Annotated in this window: 15 protein-coding genes (1 of these 15 cut by a window edge); all 15 read right to left on the minus strand. The window is 43.5% G+C overall.

Features of this window, described 5'->3' with window-relative positions; genetic code table 11:
• A protein-coding gene (locus R8G66_26570) for an adenylosuccinate synthase (protein MDW3195963.1) crosses the window boundary here: on the minus strand, positions 1-693 show its 5' portion. Its footprint begins 576 nt before the window's first position; the window shows 693 of its 1,269 coding nt (coding positions 1-693); the start codon lies at positions 691-693; its stop codon lies beyond the left edge, outside the window.
• 6 nt (positions 694-699) lie between these two features.
• On the minus strand, positions 700-1,047 hold the full coding sequence (locus R8G66_26575; protein MDW3195964.1) for an STAS domain-containing protein: 348 nt from the start codon (positions 1,045-1,047) through the stop codon (positions 700-702).
• 191 nt (positions 1,048-1,238) lie between these two features.
• Complete coding sequence (locus tag R8G66_26580) at positions 1,239-2,894, minus strand: S41 family peptidase (protein ID MDW3195965.1); 1,656 nt, start codon at positions 2,892-2,894, stop codon at positions 1,239-1,241.
• A 17-nt stretch (positions 2,895-2,911) separates the two neighbouring features.
• A complete protein-coding gene (gene rnpA, locus R8G66_26585; GenBank protein ID MDW3195966.1) occupies positions 2,912-3,292 on the minus strand; it encodes a ribonuclease P protein component in 381 nt (126 codons plus the stop codon).
• A gap of 12 nt (positions 3,293-3,304) precedes the next feature.
• Positions 3,305-3,463, minus strand: a complete 159-nt coding sequence (rpmH, locus tag R8G66_26590) for a 50S ribosomal protein L34 (GenBank protein ID MDW3195967.1) — start codon at positions 3,461-3,463, stop codon at positions 3,305-3,307.
• A gap of 222 nt (positions 3,464-3,685) precedes the next feature.
• Positions 3,686-4,678 (minus strand): adenosine kinase, encoded by a 993-nt coding sequence (locus tag R8G66_26595; protein MDW3195968.1) that lies wholly within the window; start codon positions 4,676-4,678, stop codon positions 3,686-3,688.
• 341 nt (positions 4,679-5,019) lie between these two features.
• Entirely contained in the window at positions 5,020-5,928 is a 909-nt protein-coding gene (locus tag R8G66_26600) for a glycerophosphodiester phosphodiesterase family protein (GenBank protein MDW3195969.1), read from the minus strand.
• Positions 5,929-5,942: 14 nt separating this feature from the next.
• A complete protein-coding gene (locus R8G66_26605) occupies positions 5,943-7,007 on the minus strand; it encodes a hypothetical protein (protein ID MDW3195970.1) in 1,065 nt (354 codons plus the stop codon).
• Positions 7,008-7,221: 214 nt separating this feature from the next.
• Positions 7,222-8,127, minus strand: a complete 906-nt coding sequence (locus tag R8G66_26610) for an ROK family protein (protein ID MDW3195971.1) — start codon at positions 8,125-8,127, stop codon at positions 7,222-7,224.
• 1 nt (position 8,128) lies between these two features.
• The gene (locus R8G66_26615; GenBank protein ID MDW3195972.1) at positions 8,129-9,811 is read right to left on the minus strand and encodes an alpha-glucosidase; all 1,683 of its coding nucleotides are present in this window, start codon (positions 9,809-9,811) and stop codon (positions 8,129-8,131) included.
• Positions 9,750-11,780, minus strand: coding sequence for an alpha-amylase family protein (locus tag R8G66_26620; GenBank protein MDW3195973.1), 2,031 nt, complete (start codon positions 11,778-11,780; stop codon positions 9,750-9,752). The genes R8G66_26615 and R8G66_26620 overlap by 62 nt, the downstream gene beginning before the upstream one ends.
• On the minus strand, positions 11,780-13,423 hold the full coding sequence (locus R8G66_26625) for a glycerol-3-phosphate dehydrogenase/oxidase (GenBank protein ID MDW3195974.1): 1,644 nt from the start codon (positions 13,421-13,423) through the stop codon (positions 11,780-11,782). Before R8G66_26625 ends, R8G66_26620 begins: the two co-directional genes overlap by 1 nt.
• Entirely contained in the window at positions 13,423-14,907 is a 1,485-nt protein-coding gene (gene glpK, locus R8G66_26630; GenBank protein ID MDW3195975.1) for a glycerol kinase GlpK, read from the minus strand. The genes R8G66_26625 and glpK overlap by 1 nt, the downstream gene beginning before the upstream one ends.
• A 308-nt stretch (positions 14,908-15,215) precedes the next feature.
• Positions 15,216-16,814, minus strand: coding sequence for an alpha,alpha-trehalase TreA (gene treA, locus R8G66_26635; protein ID MDW3195976.1), 1,599 nt, complete (start codon positions 16,812-16,814; stop codon positions 15,216-15,218).
• A 114-nt stretch (positions 16,815-16,928) separates the two neighbouring features.
• Positions 16,929-18,266 (minus strand): vanadium-dependent haloperoxidase, encoded by a 1,338-nt coding sequence (locus tag R8G66_26640; GenBank protein MDW3195977.1) that lies wholly within the window; start codon positions 18,264-18,266, stop codon positions 16,929-16,931.
• Positions 18,267-18,286: the final 20 nt, after the last annotated feature.

The following is an 18,286-nucleotide window of genomic DNA, read 5'->3' on the forward strand; positions in this document are numbered from 1 at the left end:
AAAATCAACATCGAGTAAAGACCCTTGAGCACCTTCTGCCAACACAGACTTTCCTTGTGTCAGCATCTCATTTAGCAGGTATTCCGTATTTCTGATCTGCAAACCAGCCATCACTTCGACGTACTTCCAGAATTCTTCTTCCGCATCGGTCAAATCATACTCAAAACCATACTGCTCGAGAATTCGGATATGTCTCTCCCTGATTTTCTCATATCTGGCCTTAAAGTCTTTTTCGAGCAAATCTCCAACTCGTAATCCCACTCTGGCCATCTTATCCTGGTAAGTCGGGCCAATGCCTCGAAGTGTCGATCCAATTTTCGATTTCCCTTTGGCTTTTTCATAAGCCTGATCGAGTAATCTATGTGTTGGTAAAATAACCTGAGCTTTAGTGGATAGAATCAATTGATTCTGAATATCGATATTGAATGGCTCCAGTTTTTCAAGCTCTTTACCAAATGTGATTGGATCCAAAACCACTCCGTTTCCGACCACATTCAGAATTTGCTCATGAAAAATTCCAGATGGAATTTGATGAAGTACATGTTTGTGCCCGTCAAACTCTAAGGTATGTCCCGCATTCGGACCTCCCTGGAATCGTGCGACTACTTCATACTTTGGTGCCAAGTAGTCCACCACTTTCCCTTTTCCTTCGTCACCCCACTGGAGGCCTAGAAGGATATCAACAGCGCTCATTTATGATTATTGATTGACGATCTTGGTAATGACCTCTTCTTCTGAATCCGCAATATTGAAGATTGCCTGAAGCTTCGTGATGATCAATAGTTTCTTTACGTGCTCAGACGGATTGATCAAATAGAGTTCTCCACCTTTGTTTCGGAACTTTGTCAGTATGGTAATTAACACACCGATCCCACTTGAATTGATGTACCTCACGTCAGTAATATTAACCAGACAAAATCTTGCCTGGTCTTTGCCAAGTACATCATTGACTATCTCTACCAATTCGGGGCCTTTATTTTCTCCGATCAGGTCGCCTGAAAACTCCAACCTGAATATGTTGTCTTTTATCGTATGTGTGTAATTCATTTGATATTAGGTGGCTATCAATAAGTTCCAATTCACTGCTCGAATTATTGTCAGTGATCTTGATTCTTGCTCAAAGTTAAGGTTTAATAAGATATGCCACTAGCCTTTTGTCCTTTTGGCTCATTGGCTTTTTGTCTTGTTCGCAAATTGGCTATTTAGCGAGCAACAATACTTTGTCCGAATGATTCAGATCAGTTTCCTGATAATAGGGATTGATACTTATCCTCATCGTTAAGCACTTCAACCGCAGCCAGTATATCTCTGTCTTTTTCGAAGGTTGACTCGATAATTCCTTTCTGCAATTCGTATCTACCAGCAATTTCCTGCTCAATCAAGGTCCTAATCTCGCTTTGGAATGTCATCAGATCCTGCTCTTTGTTATGAAGGGTGGCATTTTGCAACTCTTCTATCTGGCTTTTAATTTCATCAAAGTATTTCTCTTCTTTTGCTGTCTTGACCAATGCATCAATTGTACGTTCGACCTTGGTTGTGTAGTCATAATCTTTGCCTTTTAACCAAGTTACAAATCCATTGTATTCTTCATCGGTTAAGCGATATACTTTGGCCTCAAATGGGTCTTCTAGCTTTCCGTGTACAAATTCCGTGACAAAATTGAAAATATGGTCTTTGCGTAGCAGACTGTAAGTGATTGGCGCATATTTGGTGCGGTCAACGGAAATATCCGGATCCAACCCTCCTCCATCAAAAACTAATCGCCCACTTTTCGTTTTGAACTCAACCTTTAAGGAATCAGGCAACTTTCCAACACTTCCATCTGGATTTCTATGACTGTAATCTATCGCCTGGATACAACGACCGCTAGGAATGTAATACTTTGCTGTGGTCACCTTTAGCTGAGAATTGTAAGCCAGTGGTCTGGTTTGCTGAACCAAGCCTTTCCCGAAAGTGCGTCGACCAATCAGCACTCCCCGGTCATAATCCTGAATAACACCTGCAACAATTTCGGAAGCTGACGCTGATCCATTATCCGTAAGTACGGCCACAGGGATTTCGGTATCAATCGGATTATTAAGTGACCTGTAAGTTTTAGTCCAGGCATCTAGTTTTCCTTTGGTACTTACCACTTCAACACCTCTCGGAACAAATACATTTGAAACGTTAATCGCCTCTTCCAACAACCCACCAGGGTTTCCTCGTAGGTCGAGGATCACTTTTTTCGCCCCCGCAGATTTTAGTTCTTTTAAAGCGTTTGCTACTTCTGCCCCTGCTTTTGTGGTAAAGTCCGTTAGTCGAATGTAGGCAATATCTTCATTGACCATTCCCGAAAATGGAACGTTATTAACAGTGATCTTTTCTCTTTTTAGCTCTACTTCAAAAGTTTCTGGTTGCTTGTATCTTTTGATGGTGAGTTTGATCCCTGAGCTTGACTGCCCTTTCAAGAGCTTTGAAATTTGGTCAGAGGGTTTATCCGCTAAATCAACGTCATTTATTTTCAGGATCTGGTCTCCAATTTTCAATCCTGCACGGTGTGCAGCATAACCTTCATACGGAAGTACTATGGTATTGACTCCATCCTTTTTATCTACCACTGCTCCAATCCCACCGTATTCACCAGTTGTCACTGTAAGGTAATCTTCTATGTCATCCTCTCCTATGTAAGTGGTATATGGGTCTAAATTGGATAACATGGCCTCAATCCCTGTCTTCATTAAAGTGTTGGGATTAACCTCATCAACGTAGTAGGCATTGACCTCTTTGAATAGGGTAGCGAAGATGTCGAGGTTTTTGACAATCTGGAAATAGCGATCATTGGAAGGGTTTGCAAAGGCTAAAGTGATAGTTGCTACCACTGTTAGTATAATGACGTATTTCGCTCCTCTTTTCATAATATCAATTCTTCACCTTAAGACAATCTCTGTTCTAAACGTTGCATCAAGGTAATTAGTTTTTCCTGAATTTCGTGAAAGGAAAGTGTATCAGCACTCAGAAAAAGAAAGGCAAGGTGAATGTGTTGTTTGTCTGACGCCAGTTTGTGTTTGTTCTGACGGTAAGCCTCCCTGATGCGCCTTTTGAGCAGATTCCTGGCAACCGCCTTTTTATGATGCTTTTTCGGAACTACTACTAAAACCTTGTTCTCGCCAGGTTCGTCATGAATGACGTATTTCAATAAAATCGGCTTAACGAAAAAAGAGGAACTCTTCTTGAAAAGCTCCTCTATCTCTTTTTTGCTCTTAAGCCTTTCTTTGGCTTTGAGCGAATAATTTGGCCGGACCTCAGAAGTCATGGCCTACATGTATTATCGTTTGTGCTTGCTTTCGCTGGACACACTTAATTTCTTTCTGCCTTTTGATCTTCTTCTGGCAAGTACCCCTCTACCACCGACAGATTCCATTCTTGATCTGAAACCATGTTTGTTCTTTCTTTTTCTATTTGAGGGTTGAAATGTTCTTTTCATTTCTTGCTTGTTTTAAAAACGGAGGGCAAAGATAGAATTTTCTTTATTAATTTCAATTTATGTGGCAGGAATATGTACTAAAATATTAGCATCCCTCTCCTAGCCCCTTCCTGGAGGGAAATTTGCAGTCCATTTTCTATCTATTAAATAAAATATCCCTCAGTCTTCAACCACCCCCCATTGACAAAGGGGGACTTTTGTGTCCGGTTCGGGAGGTTTCGATTAGTGTAGGTTCTTAAGCACTTCCTGGGTTTGAGCTAATTCTAGTCTCGGGCCGAATTGGGAAACTACTTTGGAAGATGCCATGCTTGCGAGTTTTCCAGCTTGGGCAAAGCTGTGACCTTGCGTGATCGCGTAGAGGAAAGCTCCTGAGAACATGTCACCTGCTCCAGTGGTATCTACTGCTTCAACTGGATAAGGCTCAATGTCGATGTAGGTATCTCCATCCCAAATGATGGCTCCGTTTTCACCTTGTGTAATCGCAAAGAATTTCGCCACTTTCTTTAATTCTTCTCGTGCTTCTTTGATGTCTTCTTTACCGGTGAACAAAGAAGCTTCTTCCTCATTGCAGAAAAGCAGATCGAAACCATCTTCCATCAATTCTTTCATTTGATCTCCAAAGTACTTCACCATCGCAGGATCGGAGAAAGTAATGCTGGTTTTTACCCCATTGGCTTTTGCCAATTCTTTGGCTTCTCTCATCGCTACTCGTCCTGTATCGGAGGAAATCAAGTAACCTTCGATGAACAAGTACTCCGATTGAGCAAGTGCTTCTTGATTGATCTCACTCACAGAAATGTCTGTGGTAATGCCCAGGTAGGTATTCATTGTCCGGTTGGCATCCGGCGTGATCATCACAAGGCACTTACCGGTTGTGCCTGCTTCCAACGCTTCAAATTTCAAGTTGGACTCAATTCCATTCTGTTTAAGATCCTCGATAAAAAATGCACCATCTTCATCGTTGGCTACTTTGCAGGAATAGAACCCCTTGCCTCCGAACTGTGCCATGGAAACGATAGAATTAGCTGCAGAACCTCCGGCCTGCTTCTTGGTGATGTGATCACCCATCGCTTCACGAAGGACACGTTGCCGGTCTTCATCAACTAAGGTCATCAATCCTTTTTCTACCTCTTGCGTCCGTAGAAATTCATCATCTATCTGAATTTCATAGTCGATTACTGCATTGCCAATGGCGTATACATCGAATTTGCTCATGTGAATTCTATTTTTAAGCTGCTTAAATGCTCTATTCCCGAATCGGCGGCAAAGATGTGAAAGAAATGGCTTTCGACAAGTCAAAGTTTCGACAAGTTCAACTTGACAATTCTTTGAAGCTAAAAGGTGTTAGAAAATTCCCTACCCTTTCGGGCAAGTCTTTAAAAAGATGGGATGACAATGAAGTTGTCAACTTATTTTCGAACACAAAATCCCCACCCTTCCTTGCGGCGGGCTTTCAGGCACCACTTTATAAAGAGGGATTTGGGAAAAGTTATCAAACTCACTTTAGACCAACACACCCCTGACCCCCGCTTCCACGGATGGTCTCCAGAGGGGAATTACAGTTCTTTAACCCGGTCGGGGTAATCAGTGATGATGCCATCTACTCCCCAAGTGATGAGTTCTTTCATTTCTTCTACCTCGTTGATAGTCCAGGGGATTACTTTGATCCCAGCCTCATGCAGTTCCTCCACTATTTCTTTTGTGAGGAATTTGTAATAACAGCTGTATACTTCTGGTTTGAATCCAAGTGTCTCAACATTTTCCTGCCAGGTGAGTTCATTTTCGATCAACTGAGATAAGCGAACATTCGGATACTGTTTTCGGAAGTATTGTAAAATCCGAAAATCAAATGACTGGATTGTGATACGATCCCACGCTATCCCTGAATTTTGATCAATTAAATCATAAACGAGATCAGAAAATTCCGCCGGCTCCGGTTGATACAGGTTGTCATTTTCTTCCAGACTTTTTAATTCTATGTTGTAATTCTGCTGAGGCAGGTTATTGAGTCGGGTATATTGTTCAATGCGCCTGAACACATCATTCAACAATGGCTTGACGACTTTGACTTTTCCCTGAGAAGGAAACCTCGGATGCATCAAGCTACCGCAATCATACTGCAGCACCTCCTCATAATTCATTTCATAGATATTGAGCATTTTAGCTTCTTCTTCCGATATCATGCTACGGTTTTCATCCAAACAGATTTCAGAAGAAAAGAAAGGCTCGTGGCTAACAACAATCTGTTTGTCCTTGGTCACACAAAGGTCCATTTCCAGGGTATTTACTCCCAAATCGACGGCATGCAGGAATCCTCGAATGGAATTTTCGGGAAGCAATCCCCGGGCGCCCCTGTGCCCCTGAATGTCAATCGATGATAAATCCATATTTTCTTGCTTGTTGCTGGCACTTTGACAACCTATCAATAAAATGATAAGCAGAAAGCCACTCCATATTTGCTTCATGGGTGCGATATCTATTAGCTTAAGAACTTGATCCGCGTAAAAATATAGTCCAATGGCTCTTCATTGATCACCATTCGGTAGAAATCTGATTCTCCGAGCCGTTCAGGAGCGTATCCGGTCTGTTTGAGGTACTTTTTGGATAATTTCTTGTCAAACCAATGGACGAGTCGTATTTGCTTGTCATCGATCTCCAGACAAGTCATGCCGCGCTTCCCTATTACTGTTCCGGAATTGAAAAGACATGGGATATGGAAAATATCATGATAGATCATGTTCAGCACATTAAGACCTTCATTTTCCTTGTGATACTTTTTCAACTCGTTCTTATAGGCAATGATGCTTTCTTCGATAGAAGCTCGGTCTCCTTTCTTCTCGGTGTGTTCCCGGCATAATTGATCAATCTTATATTTCATCCTATCCATCTTATCCATCGATTCAAAAAGGGGTCGATGTGTATGCCCTATGACGGATATGATATTTCGTTTGGAAGAATAGTGATAAAGCTTTTTCTCAATCTTGAATTGCTTGACGGAAGAATGTGAGACGCTATAATTCTTTATTCCCAGAGGGTTTGCAAAATATTTTAGCGTAAAACCTACCAGTTCATTGTGCTGCTGATATTTCTTCGAAGCCTGATGCCCATGAAACAGGAAAATGTCATCTTCCCGATGGCCTAAACGATACCCTTCGTGGATTTTCAAGCCATGGGGCTGTTCTTCGAGTGTTGCCAGCTCCAAATCGTGATTCCCTATCGTTTTAACAAGCCGATCTGTTTTTGCAAATTCAGCGAAGAGCTCGTAAACGTGTGTCCAATGCCTTACGATCTTTTTTAAGGGGTATCTCTGTAATTCTTCAACATCTCCGTTCAGAAAGAGCTTATAATTTTTATCAAAGTAATGATCCTGAAGGGCGCTGACGAATAACTCGGAATTGGTTCTGAAATCATCGGTAGAACCTCCATCTCCCATATGAAGGTCGCTAAAGATGACCCACCTTTTTTCTGAATCAAGTGGTTCTCGAGGGGAATCCTTGAATAGTTGATCCAGGTTTTTGTAAACGATCTTGTTGGTGATCTTCACGGCACTCAAAAATCAACTTAAAATTGTTATTTCAAAAGGGGGTAACAATTTGATAAAGTGAGGTGGGTATTGATTTAATGTATAAATGCTATTTAGGGATATTAGATGCTGCAGAAATTCTTAAAAGTAATCCCCCGGTCTTCGACCACCCCCTTTTAAGGGGGACTTGGAATCTATACCCAAACATTAGCGTCCGTAAACAAGAAAAGAATACTTATGCTACTAAGAATGCAGCGCCGAAAACTCCTGCGGAATCGCCGAGGGTGGGTTTCAGGAAAACGGTATCTAGTCTTGAGTTGAAGAGGTATTTTTTGACTTCTTCTACACCTTCGGTGTAAAGCAAGTCGATATTACCTACTCCGCCTCCAAGGATAATAACATCCGGATCCAGAATGTTGATTACGTTGGCAATTCCTTTTCCGAAGAAATGAATCAATCTATTGATCAGCATGGATGCTTGTTCATCTCCTCCGGCCAAATGTGCCTTGTACAGGTCTTTTAATTTCCTGTCCTGACCGGTTTGTGCTTTGAAATATTGCTCGAGGTTCCGTCCTGAGATGACTTTTTCGACACAACCTACCCGACCGCAATAGCAATCACCCCCTGACTCATCGAGGAAGTTATGGCCCCATTCTCCGGCAATTCCTTGCCGGCCATTGAGCACTTGCCCATTGACAACAATACCTCCGCCGACACCAGACCCCATGATTACTCCAAAACATACCTCGGCTTCTGGCATGTGTTCTTTTACGGAACCCATTCTTGCTTCTGCCAGTGCAAAACAGTTTGCATCGTTGGCCATTTTAACTGGTACGCCAAGTTTGCTCTCCAAATCGACATTGAAAGGCTTGCCATTTAAAGCGGTCGTATTGCTATTCTTCATGGTTTTGGTGATCGGGTCTAAAGCCCCAGGTGTTCCAAACCCAATCTTTTCAGGTTTAAATCCAGACTCCTCAGTCATATTATCGATTAGCAATTTGATACGATTAAGTATGTGCTCATATCCATGATGTGCTTCCGTATCTAATCGCGTCCTGAGAAGTACTTCGGGATCATTTTTATCTTTTAAAATGACCCCTTCGATCTTAGTCCCTCCCAGGTCAATTCCCCAAATCGCCATATCAATTGGTTTTCTTGATTTTGTACATGATCCCTTCCCAGGGTTGTAATACGATGATCCCGCTATCTACTTCATTGGATTGTCGATAGTTTGATACGATCCGGATCAATTCTGCCTTTGCGATTTCCTGCTCCAATGCAAAGGATTGATCCTGAGAAGAGAAATTTAATACGATGAGCATGTGATACTCCTCATCCTGACGGTAATAGGCAAAAATGGACGGGTCTTCTTCATTGATGATCTTGAAATCTCCATATACCAACACCGGGTAGGTCTTACGAATCGTGATCATTTTACGATAGAAATGAAGCACTGATCGTGGATTCATCTCCTGACTTTTCGCATTGACGGACTCGTAATTGGGATTCACCTTGATCCAGGGTTCTCCTGAAGAAAATCCCGCATTTGCGCTGTTATCCCATTGTACTGGTGTTCTGGCATTATCACGACCTTGCCAATGGATGGCTTTCATCAATTCATCCAAGTCACCAGCATTCTCTTCTGTTTCTTTCCAAACGTTAAGCGTCTCAACATCACGATAATCATCGATGGTATCAAAGGCTACGTTGGTCATCCCAAACTCATCTCCCTGATAGATATAGGGTGTTCCTCGCATGCTCAGGAGCATCAAGGCAAGCAATTTTGAAGCTTCCTCCCAATATTCCTTGTCATTGGCGAATCGCGACACAATCCTCGGAAAGTCATGATTTCCCAGAAAAATACTATTCCAACCGGAAGTGCCAAGTTTTTTATCCCAATCGCCGAACACCTTTTTGAAATGAATAAAATCTACAGGCACTGTGTCGAATTTACCTTGCGGACCATGATCAATGAACATGTGGTCGAAATGGAAGATCATGTTCAATTCCTCTCGATCATCCCCAACATAATTCAGGCCATTTTCTAATGTAATTCCTGGTCCTTCGCCGACGGTCATCACATCGTTCGGTGCCAGTACCTGCTGATTCATTTCCTTCAAAAACTCATGAATGCGAGGACCATTTGCATAAACTTCTGCGATGGTCTCATTGAATTCTGTGTGTGGCGTATCCTCGTAATTCCTCTTAGAAATCAATGAGATCACATCCAATCGAAATCCATCCACTCCTTTTTCCAGCCAAAAATTCATTTGATCAAAAATCTCAGAACGAACTTTCGGGTTTTCCCAATTTAAATCGGGTTGTTTTGTCGTGAATAGGTGCAGGTAATATTCATCTGTTTTTTCATCGTATTGCCAGGCTTTTCCACCGAAGAAAGACATCCAATTGTTTGGCTCAGACTCATCTTTTCCTGGCTTCCAAATGTAATAATCACGTTTAGGATTGTCTTTTGATGACCTGGATTCTTCAAACCAAGCATGTTCATCTGAGGTGTGATTCGCCACTACATCCATGATCAATTTCATTCCCCGATCATGCACTCCTTTAAGCAGGTTGTCAAAATCATCCATGGTCCCGAATTCAGGGTGAATAGCTCGATAGTTACTGATATCGTAACCGTTATCATCATTCGGCGATTCATAAACCGGACACAACCAAATGATGTCCACGCCGAGGCTCTTGATGTAGTCTAATTGTGATATGACCCCTGGAATATCTCCTATTCCATCGCCATTGCTGTCTTTAAAGCTCCTGGGGTATACTTGATAAATTATGCTCTCTTTCCACCAAGTTTTCTTCATCATCGATTTTATACTCTTGTGGGTTTTTACTCTTTTCTAATTGTTGTTCTGAGATCCAGTGGAATTGATAGGGTTTCAATCGGATCTGATCATAAGGTGTTCCTACTTTGTCACCGGTCATTTGATCTTTGATGCCTGAACCAACATCTATTCCCTGTTCTTTAAGGATATCAAGAGGAATCCATTCTTCATGATCGTTGAGATTGAAGATACATACCACTTTCCCTTCGGAATTGTACCGGATAAACCCTAATACATGTTGATTTCCGAAATCTATCAAGTAGGTATTATTCTGATCCCGGAACTGTGAAATCTGTTTTCGCACCTGAATCATGTGCTGAATATCCAGATAAATCCTCCCTTCTACGGAATGATTGTTACTTCTATTAGATGCTTTCTCCCAATTCATTTTCGGACGATGCATCCATCGATTATCAGCTACTTTAGCAGGGTCGAGTTCATAGGTGTAATCATTCAATAGTCCTAATTCATCACCCATGTACAACATTGGTATTCCACCGTAGGACAGGACGATGGCATGTAGCATCAGAATCCTACTAATTGCCAGGTCCACTAAATGATCGTCTCCTTGCTCCAATGCCTTTTCCAGCCCCGCTAAGGAAGCCAGACTTCCCGAGATTCTTGCATCCCCCTTCTCGGGATCTTCCATGAACCTTCGGCCTCGGGCAAAAGACCAATCGATGCTACCGGTAAGGAAGTTGATGATAAAATGACGATGGCCATGGGCATCGTATCCGGCCCATCTGGCATGTTCGTCTTCATAGCCCAATCCGATATCATCATGACACCTCAGGTAAGTGATCCAGGAGGTTCCAAATGGCTTTTGAGGCACATTTTGAATGGAAACTGAGGTCAGGCGATTGTTTTTGGTCGCAACGCTTTCCCACAACAAGGTCATGAGGGTTGCATTGTAGGCCAAATCACATTCGTTCGTTACCGTATCGGTTTCACCAAAATATTTGATGATCTCTTGCGGTGCAACAATGGCTTCTGCGAGAAAAATGGTCCCCGGACAAGTTATCTGCATACAGGCTTTGAAGGTCCTGATGATCTGGTGCGCTTCGTCAAGGTTTTGGGATGTCGTTCCTAACTTCTTCCACATGAAGGCTAATGCATCTAAACGCAGTACATCGGCGCCTTCGTTGGACAGGTACAGCAGGTTGCTGAGCATCTCGACAAAAACCTGTGGATTGGTATAATTCAAATCCCACTGATAGGTATTGAAAACGGACATGACCCACTGATCAACTTCCGGGATGAACGTGAAATTCCCCGGCGAAGAATCCGGAAATACTTCGGGCATGCTCTGCTCGTACTGATCCGGCCAGTAACGGTCCTTAAAAAAGTAATAGTAATCCTGATACTTCGGATCACCCTGCTTCGCCTTTATTGCCCATTCGTGCTCGTCGGATGTGTGATTGATCACGATATCGAGCATTAGGTAAATCCCGCGCTTGCGGAATGCTTTACTGACTTTTCTAAAGTCAGCCTTTGTCCCGAATTTGGAATCAATCTGGCGGTAATCCGAAACCGCATAACCACCATCATTATGATCCTTAGGCACTTTTAATACAGGCATCAGGTGAATAAAATTCACGCCGAGTTCTTCGAAATAATCAATCTTCTCGATGAGTCCTTTCAAATCATCATTGAAAAGGTCTACATAAAGCATCATGCCCACGATCTTTTCACTCAGGAACCAACCGGGGTTTTGCTCTCTTAAGCAATCTGTTTGTTTGCGTTCCACTGATCGTTGCTGATGAAAACTGATCAGTGTTTCGGTGATTTGCTGTAGTATTTGAGGTAAGTCTTCACGATCACCATACAAAGCCCTGAGGTGGTTGCGCACTACGGAAAAGTTCGCAAATAGTCTCGCTTTGAACTGGTCGTCGGATACCTCCTCTTTTTTAAGGATTTCCTGTAATAATATGTGCGCCTTAGGATCGTACACTATTGAAATTCACTAGAAATTTTAATGGCGTGATCTAACGAATCACTTTCTTCTTTAAGCCTATCTGTACTCCACGCAAAGAATTGAGACATCACTTGCTGTACGCCTGCTCTGGTTCGATTTATAGAGCCGATGTTGAAATAAAGTCTTCCGGTTCGTCTTTCGTAGAAATCGAGTAAGGTAAATGTGGATTCACTTTCCAGACAGAAATTCAATTCCGATAAAACCAGATTTGTCTCGGGATCATGCTCACTTTGCATGGAACGAATGATCTCTGAAGTTTGACGGCCATAATTACTTACCAGGTATTCGGCATAAGTCTCCAAAGAAGGATCTTTCTTAGCCAGTTCTTCAGCAACCTTCTTCTGGTATTTGTTTACGTCTTTCGTTCCTGCAAAAACGCCACCGACCAATACCGCATTTTCGGTCTGGCAAGGCTTCAAGTCTTCACCATGTTCGACTTTCAACTTTTCTGCCAGTCGATCGAGAATACGCTCAGCCATCTTACGATAACCCGTGAGTTTGCCTCCTGCAATAGATAGCAATCCCGTTTCCGATTCGAAAATCTCGTCTTTTCGCGACAGCTCTGAAGCCGACTTGCCTTCCTCCTCAATCAAAGGACGCAATCCCGCCCAGGTAGATTCTATGTCTTCTACTTTTAGGTCAACTGATGGAAAAATATGATTGACACCATCAACGAGATATTGCACATCTTCAAGGTCTGCTCGTACATCATCCAGATCTCCATGATAATCGGTATCAGTAGTACCTATATAAGTCGTCCGATCTCTCGGAACAGCGAAAATCATACGCCCATCAGGCACATCGAAATAAAGCGAATGCTTTACAGGAAACCGCTCTCGTGGCACCACTATATGTACTCCTTTTGTCGGATGCAGGTATTTCCCCTCGAGAGATTGATTTTTCTTTCGAAGCTGATCAACCCATGGACCTGCGGCACTGATGGTATAGCGGGCCTTTAGCTGATGCTCTTCTCCGGTTAAATGATCTTTCCAAGAAAGGCCGGAGATTTTATTCTCGGTGTAAATGAATTCAGTGGCCTCCGCGTAATTGATCACATCTGCTCCGAATTGAACCGCCGTTTTCATGATCTCCATGGTCAGCCTAGCATCGTCCGTTCTGTATTCTGCGTAAATACCCCCTCCTTCTAATAAATCTTCTCTTAAGGCAGGCTCGAGTTCCAGGGTCTCTTCTTTGGACAACATCTTGCGTTGGTCCTCTTTCTCCACACCTGCTAACACGTCATAGACCATCAAACCAAATGAAGTGAGCATTTTGCCAAATGAGCCATCCTTGATCAGGGGAAGGACCATTTTTTCATTTTTCACTAAATGAGGCGCAAGGTTATGAACGACTGCTCTCTCACGTCCTACTTCACGTACCAAAGCAATCTCAAATTGCTTGAGATAGCGCAATCCTCCGTGAATCAGTTTCGTGGATTTGCTACTTGTCCCTGAAGCAAAATCTTTTTTCTCCACTAACACGGTCTTCAAACCACGTGTAGCAGCATCAAGGGCAATCCCAGCCCCTGTTATTCCTCCGCCTATTACCACCAGGTCATAAGCTTCCTCGCTAATTTTATCAACTAGCTTTGATCGATTTCCGGATGCTAGTAAGTTCATCAGTCCTTGGCCCAGCTAAAGGTTCTTTCAACGGCTTTGTTCCAGGTCTTATAAAGCTTCTCTTTGTCTTCGCCTGACATTTTAGGCTGGAAAAGTTTTTCAGTTTTCCGCACTTTCTTCAGATCTCCAGGCTCCCAAACGCCTGCTTTTAATCCTGCCAGATAAGCTGCCCCCAGTGCCGTTGATTCCGTAATTTGAGGACGGTCCACCGTCAAGCCCAGAATATCGGACTGGAATTGCATCAGATAATCGTTGGCAGTAGCACCTCCATCAACATTTAGACTATTGATCTTGATCCCTGAATCTTTTTCCATAGCATCCAGCACATCGCGCGTCTGGAACGCGATGGATTCCAGTGCCGCTTTGATCAGGTGATTTTTTCCTGTATCCCGGGTAAGTCCAAATACGGCTCCTCTTGAAAACTGATCCCAATAAGGTGCTCCCAATCCAGCAAAAGCAGGTACGAGCACCACTTCATGACCGTCCACCTTGCTCGCATAATATTCAGAGTCAGAGGCACTATCAATCATCTTCATGGCATCTCGCAACCATTGAATCGCCGCTCCGGCAATGAAGATGCTCCCTTCTAGTGCATACGCCGGGGAACCGTCCAAACTACAGGCCATGGTTGTCAAAAGCCCACTGTTTGATGGAGTAGGTTCCGTTCCCATGTACATCAACATGAAGCAGCCTGTTCCGTATGTGTTTTTAGCATCTCCTGATTCCACACAAGCCTGTCCAAACAAAGCAGCTTGCTGGTCTCCAGCTACACCCTGAATCGGAACCTCAACTCCGTCCAAAGTAAAGGAACCAAAATCAGAACTGGAGCCCTGAACGGTTGGCAACATGGAACCTGGTACGCCCAAGATTTCCAATAACTCATCGTCCCATTTCAGGTCACGAATGTTGTACATCAAGGTTCTTGATGCATTCGAATAGTCGGTGACATGACTGGCTCCTTTGGTCATCTTCCAGATCAACCAGGTATCGATAGTCCCGAATCTCAATTTGCCCGCTTCCGCTAATTCCTTCGCTCCCTTTACATTCGCTAACATCCAATTGACCTTGGTGCCCGAGAAGTAAGAATCAATGACTAAGCCCGTTTTTTCCCGCACTGAATCGGAGAGGCCTTTTTCTTTTAAAGACTCGCAAAAGTCCGAAGTTCGTTTGTCCTGCCAGACAATGGCATTGTGTATGGGCTCTCCTGTTTCTGCATGCCAAACGACCGCCGTTTCCCGCTGATTGGTGATCCCAATGCTTGCAATTTCAGATGCATTTACACCCGTATCTTTTAGCACTCCCTTGAGCACTTCCAATTGTGTGGACCAAATTTCTTCTGCGTCGTGTTCTACCCAGCCAGATTGGGGGAAAATCTGGGTAAACTCTTTTTGTCGAACTCCTTCAATTTCTCCTTTGGAATTGAACAGGATGGCACGAGAACTAGTAGTTCCCTGATCGATTGCCAGTACGTACTTTTTACTCATATTAACTCATCAATGTTGTTAAAGAACCTCTCGAAACGGATTAGGATTTTGCCCTTCTTCGAGATCGCCAATACTTTAAAAATCACTATACCTCGACGGTGAATACCTTCAAAGTGGCGATGATATTAGTAAGAAAAATCCAATTAGACACTACAATCAACAGCGGTCTAATTGAATTGCCAAATCCAAACGTTTGTATTTGAAAATTGGAAATTTAAATCCGTTGCGGAACTGAAAATCTTCAGATTACGGTAAAAATATTAAACCCTTTTTAGATTAGTAGCATACTATAGCACAGTATTGAAATATTAATATTTCGGGTCGTCAGAAAGCAAGCCCAAAACTACCCCGTTGGTCCAGCCAAAGCCATCCTGATTGGGGTATTCGCCACCACCTGCTAAAAGTGTGGTATCGGCCACATTGTACTTCTCCATCATCTTTCCGGTATTGCGGAATACCTTTTCGTTGATGCGAAGCCATCTGGAACTGATGTCATCGGCGAGTGTTTGTTCATTATAGTGTTCCAATCCTCTGACGGTCAGCCATTGCAGCGGTGCCCATCCGTTGGGGGCATCCCATTGCTGTCCGGAGGCTATAGGAGTAGTGGCAATACCGCCATCGTACAGAAGCTGCTCTTTGATGGTTTTAGCCTGTGCTGCGGCTAACTCTTCCTTTGCTGCTTTGAAATAGAGAGGGGTAACAGCCGCTGCGGTTACTCTCCCGGTATGGACAGTGGATTCTTTTTCGGTCCAAATGACATCTTCGTAGGATTGATCTGTTTCATTCCAGAAAAACTGATTGATGGACTTCCTCCTCACCTCGTACTTTTTCTGATAGTGCTGTGATTTGGCAATGTCTCCTTCTGCTTCATACATGACACTCAGGGCAATTTCCATCGCATACACCAGACAATTGAGGTCAACAGGCAATAGATCAGTCGTTCGGATGGTTGAAAATTCTTCGCCTTCAAACCAACGGCTGCTGAAGTCCCAACCAGACTCTGCCGCAGCTCTCAGGTTTCGATACAACTTCCCTCGCTCGGCTTCAGGGAGTTCCTCAGCCAATTCTATGTCTTCTCGATAAGACTCTGGTCTAGGGGTATCGAAATTGTCCCAATACCTGTTTAGGATAAATCCCTGATACAAAATCACTCGTTTACCTTCCGGGTTATTGGGCGTGAGGTTCTCAGCTCCATCCATCCAGAAGTCATATTCCGCCTGTACCGCCGGCAAATATTTCAAGGCTTGCTCTACGGACGTATGCTGAATGTACGTATTGACCATCGACGAGAAATAGGGTGGTTGGCTTCTGCCCATATAATAGGATCGGTTACCATTTGGAATGAAACCGATGGTATCGATCAGGAAGGCGAAATTATCGAGCATTGACTCCATTAGGTCAATTCGTCCGGAAGCCCCAAGTCCTACCATGGTAAAGTAGCTGTCCCAATAGTATACTTCGCGGAACCTACCCCCAGGAACCACGTAATTCTTCGGCAAAGGGATTAAGGTCGTATAGTCTGGTTGTTCTTCGGTTGATCGGGTCAGATAGTCCCAGTGTGAGGCCAGGTGATCTTTTATGGGTTTATCGGTATCAATTTCTCCCGAGGTTGGATTGGCGGGCATGTTGAAATTCTTTTCAACGAAAGTCTTCAGGTCAAAGCCTGACACATCTTTCTCCACATTGTAAGCAGCCAAAATGGTCGCCGGATCTGACTTGGGAGTACAGTCAACGAATGTTTTGCTGTCCGGGAAAATATGAGCCATCTGCACATCGTGGAAAAGCTCTCCCAGGTCTTCCCAGGGCTGATAGAAGGTCTTTTCAACGGAATTTGAGGCTTTTTCTTCTGTTGGAGAACAGGCACTGAAAATAAAAACAGCTACTAGAATTCCGAGAAACTTCTTCATGGGTTGGGTTTTTAGATGACTTATGGGATTAAAGTTAAATCCCCAGGCCTACGGCCACCCCCTTAGAAAGGGGACTAGCCACCGTAACTTAAATTTATTTTACTATTCGAATCATCATTGATTAGATGCTTCGGTTGATTTTCTTGTTTGGAGTTTAGCCACCACATGCTTTCCTACTTCTTCTCCCTGGGTTACGCCATTATCAATGGCCATCATGTAGTGGATGCCACCATAAAGCCTGCTGATTGCCGCTTCTTCTGAAGCATGTAGAAATGAATCAAACTTTCTTTCTGTTAGTCCATATTCTACTTCCGTCGTATCATTGAATGCAAAGCCATCACCATAATAATCCGTAAGCGTGATCGCAGCTGCCCGAGATATGACGCTATGCCCGCTGGTGTATTCCGGGAATGGTGGTGTTTGTAACAACGGTAACCAATCTTCATCCAGGTACTGGTTGATGACCGTCTCGGGACGCACCACAATGCTGCGCCATTTCTCATCCCAACAGCTGATAAAGCCATCGAAAAGTGCAACGGAAGTTCTTGCGTAAACTTCTATGGTCTCGTCGAAGCTGTTCTGCGCCTGTCGCGTTGCGATAGCAACAATGCCCATCCAGTGGCCACCTGGAGTGATCTTTTTGGTTGCAAACATGGCGTGTCCGCGGTGATGGGACACATAAGGATTACAATCCCAGAACTCCGCGATTTCTTTTTGATCCTTGTCGAGGTTTTTTCCTACCTCGTACACTTCAATTAACTGTCGATAAAACTCCGTTCCTTCTTCCAGACTGAACGCTTCCGGATCGATGGGTTCAAACTGCTCGGCTGAATCGATGACCATGGGTCTGATCTCTCTCCAGTGTGGCTCAATGCCTTCCATATAATCCGGAGGTGTTGGTTTCCATTTGGCATCCACGTCCTGGATCGTATACTTCGGAAAAGTCCGTGTCTGCTTGTACATGTCTTTATCTGCCCAGGTCAGGATGTGATTGGCTACGGTCTCCCCATATGCAAGCGAGTTTTCTTTCAAACTTGAAGGTAAACCATGGTCCGAGAGCCTTTGATAAAGTCGTTCGCGATACTCATCAATCTTGGCTTCAGAAAAAATCAATGCTTTTCCAACTTGTAGAAAAGCGTGTAAGCTTGCCAGATTTAGATCAATTTCTCCAGTAGGTGCAGGCGCCTCGGTGAAATCTGTCAATTGGCCACCCATTGATACATATTTGTTAGGGTCCAGGTATCGGATCACTTCGTAAGCTGCAATATTGGGGTACACATAAACCCTTGAGGCGACCGGAGGTGAGAAAATATCGTAGACAATAACATCTGTCAGTTTCTTCATGGAGGCCTGATAGGTCTCCGGATCTGTCAAAATTTGTTTGTATGATTCATCCTTTTCGCAACTGAAAGAAAAAACAGCAATCGCCAATATCAATAAAGCCTTCTTCATCTTAGGTCTTCTTAAAAAAT

The sequence above is a fragment of the Cytophagales bacterium genome (assembly GCA_033344775.1).
GTDB lineage: Bacteria > Bacteroidota > Bacteroidia > Cytophagales > Cyclobacteriaceae > JAWPMT01.

What these genes read in the sequence shown, in the direction of transcription:
- R8G66_26575 (MDW3195964.1), bottom strand. Translation starts at nt 1,047, where the DNA reads ATGAATTACACACATACGATAAAAGACAACATATTCAGGTTGGAGTTT.
- R8G66_26580 (MDW3195965.1), bottom strand. Translation starts at nt 2,894, where the DNA reads ATGAAAAGAGGAGCGAAATACGTCATTATACTAACAGTGGTAGCAACT.
- rnpA (MDW3195966.1), bottom strand. Translation starts at nt 3,292, where the DNA reads ATGACTTCTGAGGTCCGGCCAAATTATTCGCTCAAAGCCAAAGAAAGG.
- rpmH (MDW3195967.1), bottom strand. Translation starts at nt 3,463, where the DNA reads ATGAAAAGAACATTTCAACCCTCAAATAGAAAAAGAAAGAACAAACAT.
- R8G66_26595 (MDW3195968.1), bottom strand. Translation starts at nt 4,678, where the DNA reads ATGAGCAAATTCGATGTATACGCCATTGGCAATGCAGTAATCGACTAT.
- R8G66_26600 (MDW3195969.1), bottom strand. Translation starts at nt 5,928, where the DNA reads ATGAAGCAAATATGGAGTGGCTTTCTGCTTATCATTTTATTGATAGGT.
- R8G66_26610 (MDW3195971.1), bottom strand. Translation starts at nt 8,127, where the DNA reads ATGGCGATTTGGGGAATTGACCTGGGAGGGACTAAGATCGAAGGGGTC.
- R8G66_26615 (MDW3195972.1), bottom strand. Translation starts at nt 9,811, where the DNA reads ATGATGAAGAAAACTTGGTGGAAAGAGAGCATAATTTATCAAGTATAC.
- R8G66_26625 (MDW3195974.1), bottom strand. Translation starts at nt 13,423, where the DNA reads ATGAACTTACTAGCATCCGGAAATCGATCAAAGCTAGTTGATAAAATT.
- glpK (MDW3195975.1), bottom strand. Translation starts at nt 14,907, where the DNA reads ATGAGTAAAAAGTACGTACTGGCAATCGATCAGGGAACTACTAGTTCT.
- treA (MDW3195976.1), bottom strand. Translation starts at nt 16,814, where the DNA reads ATGAAGAAGTTTCTCGGAATTCTAGTAGCTGTTTTTATTTTCAGTGCC.
- R8G66_26640 (MDW3195977.1), bottom strand. Translation starts at nt 18,266, where the DNA reads ATGAAGAAGGCTTTATTGATATTGGCGATTGCTGTTTTTTCTTTCAGT.